The sequence below is a fragment of the Draconibacterium sp. genome (assembly GCF_041583095.1).
GTDB lineage: Bacteria > Bacteroidota > Bacteroidia > Bacteroidales > Prolixibacteraceae > Draconibacterium.
Window position 1 is genome coordinate 38,693 of the sequence record NZ_JBFHGM010000007.1, and the last position, 6,633, is coordinate 45,325.

Sequence of the window (6,633 nt, forward strand, 5' to 3'; positions counted from 1 at the left end):
AACCCCGGGAGTTATTCCCGGGGCTCTAACCCCAATTGATTAATTATTAGCAGTTGTTGGTTCCAGAAGCTCGAAAAATTCATCAAGTTTCGGAAGTATTATTATTTCGGTACGACGGTTTAGCGCTTTCCCTTCAACTGTTGAATTGGCTGTTTTTGGTATATACTCCGAACGTCCACCGGCTGTCATTCGTTCAGGTGCAATTCCATATTTTGTTTGTAACAGGCGCACTACACTTGTTGCTCTTTTTACACTTAGATCCCAGTTATCAGCAAGTACTTCTGTTGATATAGGTACATTATCAGTGTGTCCTTCAACCAATATTTCCAGTTGTTTATGATCGTTTAAAACCCGGGCAATTTTTGAAAGAACAACTTCAGCATCTTTGTTGATCTCGTAACGTCCTGATTTGAACAACATTTTATCTGAAAGTGAGATATAAACAACACCTTTCTTTACTTCAACAGTAACATCTTCATCATTAACATCCACTAACGAACGTTTCAGTTTCATTACCAATGCAAGGTTTAGAGAATCCTTTGCGCGCATTGCCGATGTTAAATCTTTAATGTACTTGTTCTGGTCGTTAATAGCATCCAGTGATTTACGAATACTTTCTGCACCGGTTTTACTAACAACTGAAAGATCGGTCAACCGGTCGAGTAAATTTGTATTGGTACTTTGGTAATAGTTCATCTGCTGATCCAGAATATTGGTTTTACTTTGTTCGTTCGCTACCTGGTTTTCAAGAAGCATAGTCTTACCCGATAATTCTCTATTTGCATTTAAAAGAGATAGGTTTTCGTCTTCACAGATTTTTAAACTTTTCGCGAATTTGCTGGAACGAACTTGCTCTTCAACCAATACTTTTTTGCTTACACATGAAGTAAAAAGTAATGCGCCAATAAAAAAAATGAATCCATATTTCATGCTGTTTAAACTATCAGATGTATTTTCATCGATTTCTAATTGCCATACTTTTTGAATTTCATTTTTTCTTGACGAGCGAGATTCGGCTTTTATTGTACCTGATTTGGTTTTTATATCCGAATAATTGGTTTTAATTGATTTTGTCATTGTTGTCATTGTTTTTTTATTAATTCAATTTTTAATTTTCACAAATCGAAAGTATAGCAAGTGAATTAAGTGGAAATGAAAAGGAAATTAAAATGGCATTAAAAAATGATTCTCAAAAAATTATTAAAACACTATACATCGGGATCTACTATAACCACAACATTACCTTTTTTATGCCCTGATGACCGTATTCCCATCCTTTACGAACTGGTTCTTTAATATATTCATCCAACTCAGGATGGTTAGTTACTTTCATATTTATTGCATCGTATTCAATACGTGTATTAAATCGCTGTGCAAGTACACCTATCAGAGCCATTTCTGTCAGGTCGGTTGCATAGTTGAAGTTCGAACCGGGCATTGGGCCATCACCTTTAATGGCATCCAAAAATTCTTTAACAGGTCCTCCCTCAATTCTCGGAATTGAAGGTTCGGGCATTTTGTTGGCAACCCAATCTTCCCATTCTTCATCAGACATTATTAGCATTGCATTATCTGGCCTGCCACCAGTAATTATATTTTGCTTTTCGCCAACCATAATCATTCCCGAAGGTGGCAATTCATTGATTCCCCATTCAGGTCTGTTTTCCGGTTTTAATCCACCTTCGTACCATTTTAAAACTGCCGGTGGTTTATTTCCTCTTTCCGGAAACTCAAAACGAATTATCGATTTATCAGGTACAAACCCCTTAGGAGAACCTGAATGAAATTCAGGCTCAACAACATTGGGCATTCCCAAGTCTAATGTCCAGAACGGAGCATCCAGTGTATGGCAGGCCCAATCGCCTAATTCACCATTCCCAAAATCATAAAAGCCTCTCCACGAGCGGGGAACATAAACTTTGTTGTAGGGTCGATCAGCAGCGGGCCCCAGCCACAAGTCCCAGTCCAGACTTTCCGGTACAGGTTGTTCTGCAGGAGGGAACTGCCCCGGTTTGGTGAAATATTTTCGTTCTCCAAATTCAGGTCCGTTAAACCAGGCTATTATTTCTTTTACCTCTCCTGTTACTCCTGCATCGTACCATTCTTTCACTTTCCTGATACCATCAGTTGTATGGCCTTGATTACCCATCTGGGTAATTACATTGTAATACTCAGCGGCTTTTTTTAGTGTTCGTAGCTGCCAGACATTATGAGCCAGTGGTTTTTCAACAAAAACATGTTTTCCCAATTGCATGGCAGCCATTGCAGCCGGGAAATGACTATGATCGGGCGTTGATACCATAACCGCATCAATTTCATTAGCCATTTCGTCGAACATTATCCGGTAATCTCTATATCGTTTGGCTTTTGGGAAAGTATTATAACCTTCAGCTGCACTTTCGTCGTTTACATCGCACATCGCAACAATATTTTCATTCTTGCTTTTACTCCAGTTTTCACGACCTCGCCCACCAACTCCGATGATGGCGATATTAACTTTTTGCGAAGGCGAACAGCTCAATAAATTTGGAATTAATGCCGCACCAACACCTATAGCAGAGGCAGATCGAAGAAATTTTCTTCTATCAATATTTCTCATTTTTTACATTTTTATCAGTACTTATTCAACTACGAGTAGGCAGGACTTACCCAACTTTCTTTGGGATGATATTTACTTTCGCTGGCCCATCGTATTCCTCGTTTCATGATTTCAAGTGCTTCGGGCACTTCAAAATCTGCCATCACATGGCCCAGCGATGAATAAAGCACACGGCCTTTTCCATAGTATTTTTTCCATACAACAGGCATAATGCACCCGCCAATCCATGAGGCATGTTCCGCTGAAAATTCAGTTGTAGCCAATACTTTAACGTTAGGATCAACATGCATATAATATTGTTCTGAGTGCATATCAAAATCTTTCAAGCCCTTTGTTACAGGATCTGATTTATTGGTAATTTTAACCGAATAATCGATTACTCCACCGGGGTGAGCAACCCATTGCCCGCCAACCATAAACTGGTAGGCTACGTTATTACGAAACGAATCACCAATTCCTCCGTGCCAACCGGCAAGTCCAACTCCACGTTTAACTGCCGCTAGCAGTGCTTTTTCCTGTTCTTTAGAGATCTCTCCCATAGTCCAAATCTGAACAATCAGGTCAAGTGAATTCATCAAATCGTCATCGAGGTATGAATCAAGGGTATCAGAAACAGTAACTTCTGCGCCTTCAGAACGCATCCACGGAACAAAAATATCTACTGATTCTTTCGGCTCATGGCCTTTCCATCCTCCATAAACATAAAGCACTTTTTTCCCTTTCAGGCTTGGCACCAGCTTTTCTTTATTTGCTGCCATCGATATACCGGGTACCACAATGGCTCCGGCTCCGGCCACCACTGTTGCTTTTACAAATTTTCTTCTTGAAACCGACATGATTTATTAATTTTAGTTGTTTTGATTGCTATAAAAATAAAAAACACCAATTGGATCATAAATTACCGTATTGGATACATTTTTCTTTTTATCAGGATAAAATTCTTAGCATAGCCTTCGCTACGTTATAGTTCTTCAATGAAAGATGAATTGAAAAAAGAATTAGTTTGAATGCGGCATTTTATGGTCAATCTGGTATAAAATCCCGATGAATTGTTAATTCACCAGGATTTTTCATGAAATTCGTTAACGATTATCAAAGTCAAAACTTCATTTTGAAAACCTGTTACAGTTTGTATCCATTCTCATATTCGCGGTGATAGAATTTCTCTGCCTCCGAATCGTTAATAAAATATTGTTTTTCAGGCGACCAGGCTACAGGACGCTTCAGTTCGTAGGCCACATTACCCAAAATACTGCAAGTTGCTGTACGTTGACCGATTTCTACCGGCACAATCGGATCGATACGCATACGAACAGCATTAATAAAGTTCTCGAGGTGTCCTGAACTTTTTTCATACAATCCAGCTTCTATAGCTTCTATTTCAGGCAACAGTGCAGGATCGGAAGCCCAGATTCCCTGACGACTAACTTCAATCCAACCATCATCGCCCCAGAATTTTACACCACGCGAATTTTTATCGTCGTAGGCTTCGTTGGTCATTGTAACCCCATTATCATAAACGTAGGTTAAAAATTTAGTGCCTTTATAACCCGGAGGAATAACTTCAATAGGTCCGCTGTGGTCTTTTTTCAATCCCCACTGACCAATATCGAAATTGTGTGCCCCCCAGTCGCAGGTAAAACCACCACCGGTTTCTTTGAAGTAACGCCAGCGTGCCCAGAACGTTTCTTTAGTTTCAGGATTTAAAGTAATTGGTGGATTTAAGGCATTGTTGTAATGGACGTAAGGCATTGGGCCCAACCATTGCTTCCAGTCAAGATCTGCAGGAACTTCCTCTTTTGGCAAGTTGTACGGATCAGGTCCTGGCCCTACAAAAGCATTTACTTTGGTAAGTTTACCAAATGCTTCGCGGTGAACCATATTAACGGCGTGCTGGTAATTGCTGTCGGAACGTTGCTGACTACCCGTTGCAAAAATTACATTGTGTTTGCGAACTGCGGCTGCAACCATTATACCTTCCTTAATCGTGAAAGTAATTGGTTTTTCCTGGTAGATGTCTTTCCCGGCCTCGCAAGCATCGATGGCTATAATTGCATGCCAATGATCGGGTGTTGCAATAACAACCGCGTCAATGTCTTTACGATCGATAATTTCGCGGTAATCTTTGTAGGTTTTTACATCTACTTTTTGTTTCCGGGCTCTGTAAAACTCATTTACCTTAAGCTCGAAACGCTCGCGCTTAACACCATAACAATCGGCACCTGCTACTATTTCAACTCCTTTAATTTGGCTAAAACCATTTAACAGGTTCATAGCTTGCTGCCCCAGTCCAATAAAACCAATACGGATAGTGTCGTTTGCACCTGCTGCTAATAATTTAGACCAAGGCATAACTGTTAAACCGGCAGCACCAATTGAGCTGGTTTGAATAAATCTTCTTCTGGAAAAATTTGTCATATTTTTAATTGTATTGTTTAGTTGTATTTGATTCAAATTTGTCACTGTTGAAAAAACAGTTGGAGAAAAACAGTTTAGTAATCCATATTTTGCACGATCTTCGTATTTCAGTCAATTCATTCCTTTAGAATCAGTATCACATATTGTCTCTGATTTGAAGAATTTTCAATCAACTTGATCATTTATATATTTACTTCTAACTTTTTATTTCAAAAGATCATATAGAAATTCTACAGTTCATTAATCTAGATGATGTTTAAAGATCTCCAAAAACAATGATATCCAAAATATTCAATTTTATTAATTTTGTATCTATTTCTATTTTTTTTAAAAACTAAAAAATGTAGCAAGCAATCTGTTAATGGGGACATATTTTGTGAAAGTTTATAGAATCTCTCATTCGCTCTGGCGTATTTTTTTAAATCATGTGGTTTTGTCTATTATTCGTTGCTCTTTTATTTCTTTATGGGCAAGGGATCTTTCATCCCCCATTTTTTATTCGGCTCCGTTCCCATTTCCAGTTCCAGCGTCCCGCCTTTTTCGAAATCGGAGTGATAAAACCAACACTTTTCCCAAGGCTTACCATTTAATTTGGCCGCCTGAATATAAGTATGTTCCGGCTGATTGGTTTTAATCACAAACTTTTCACCCGGATAATAATCGGGATTTAGCCGAATACTAATTTCGCTAAACAGCGGACTTGTAATTTCATAATAAGGTTTTACCGCAGCCCCTCCATCAACCTGAAATAATCCGATTGCCATTAATACACCCAAAGCCCCCATTTGTCCCTGGTCTTCGTCGCCTTTATAGCCATCGTAAGGCGTAATATCGCCATAGGCCTCTTTTACTTTTCGCACCCACTTTTGAGTAAGCCATGGCGCTCCCGAGTAGTTAAATAAATGAGCCATTCCGGTACCGGGTTGGTTCCCATAGTCAATCCAGTTAGCCGCATGATTTTTGTTAATTCCAACAAAATCAAGCTTTTCACCTTCGTTAAAGCACCAATCCAAAAAATCGGTGTACTTTTCGTTGCCACCAAAAAGTTCGATTAATCCGGCCATATCGTGTGGAACAAAATGCGTGTAGATAGCCGAGTTACTTTCGCAAAAACCCCGTGCATTAAAACCTTCAACCACCGCCTGAAAATCTTCGATCCAACTACCGTCCATTTCGCGCGGATGCATCATTCGTGTTTCCGGATTCCAGAGGTGCTTGTAATTTTCCGATCGTTTCATAAACAACTCATAATCGCTATCTTTTCCAAGGGCTTTTGCCATTTGTGCCAAACACCAATCCTGGTAGGCATATTCCAGGGTCATCGATGCCCCGTCCTTATGGCCGCCTTTCGCTTTGATCCCTTCGGGCACCCAGCCCTGCTCAACATAGTATTGCATACCGCCGCCAAAAGCGGGTGAGTTATGCTCGTAACCTGCATGATCGCGCGAACCTCCCACAAAGGCATTTTTTCGTACTCCTTCGTAGGCTTTTTCAGCATCGTAATTTCGGATTCCTTTATTATAGGCTGTTACAAAAAACGAGGTTGACGGATCGCCAATCATTACAAAAGTATAGTTCCCACCTGAAGGACCACGCGGAATTAATCCGCCATTTTG

General features: G+C 39.8%; 5 protein-coding genes. All 5 read right to left on the reverse strand.

What is annotated here, in order from left to right:
- Positions 1-39 precede the first annotated feature (39 nt).
- Positions 40-1,077: a flagellar motor protein MotB gene (locus ABZB17_RS01285; RefSeq protein WP_372647560.1), complete on the reverse strand. Its 1,038-nt coding sequence runs from the start codon at positions 1,075-1,077 to the stop codon at positions 40-42.
- 148 nt (positions 1,078-1,225) lie between these two features.
- Positions 1,226-2,599 (reverse strand): Gfo/Idh/MocA family oxidoreductase, encoded by a 1,374-nt coding sequence (locus ABZB17_RS01290; protein WP_372647562.1) that lies wholly within the window; start codon positions 2,597-2,599, stop codon positions 1,226-1,228.
- A 29-nt stretch (positions 2,600-2,628) separates the two neighbouring features.
- The gene (locus ABZB17_RS01295; RefSeq protein WP_372647564.1) at positions 2,629-3,435 is read right to left on the reverse strand and encodes a ThuA domain-containing protein; all 807 of its coding nucleotides are present in this window, start codon (positions 3,433-3,435) and stop codon (positions 2,629-2,631) included.
- Between the two features lie 286 nt (positions 3,436-3,721).
- Positions 3,722-5,017: a Gfo/Idh/MocA family protein gene (locus tag ABZB17_RS01300; protein ID WP_372647565.1), complete on the reverse strand. Its 1,296-nt coding sequence runs from the start codon at positions 5,015-5,017 to the stop codon at positions 3,722-3,724.
- Positions 5,018-5,472: 455 nt separating this feature from the next.
- Positions 5,473-6,633: glycoside hydrolase family 92 protein (locus ABZB17_RS01305; protein ID WP_372647567.1), on the reverse strand; the 1,161-nt coding region annotated here is incomplete at its 5' end.

Bases quoted from the DNA above. Each gene is read 5' to 3' on its own strand.
- ABZB17_RS01300 (WP_372647565.1), bottom strand. From the start codon at position 5,017: ATGACAAATTTTTCCAGAAGAAGATTTATTCAAACCAGCTCAATTGGT.
- ABZB17_RS01295 (WP_372647564.1), bottom strand. From the start codon at position 3,435: ATGTCGGTTTCAAGAAGAAAATTTGTAAAAGCAACAGTGGTGGCCGGA.
- ABZB17_RS01285 (WP_372647560.1), bottom strand. From the start codon at position 1,077: ATGACAAAATCAATTAAAACCAATTATTCGGATATAAAAACCAAATCA.
- ABZB17_RS01290 (WP_372647562.1), bottom strand. From the start codon at position 2,599: ATGAGAAATATTGATAGAAGAAAATTTCTTCGATCTGCCTCTGCTATA.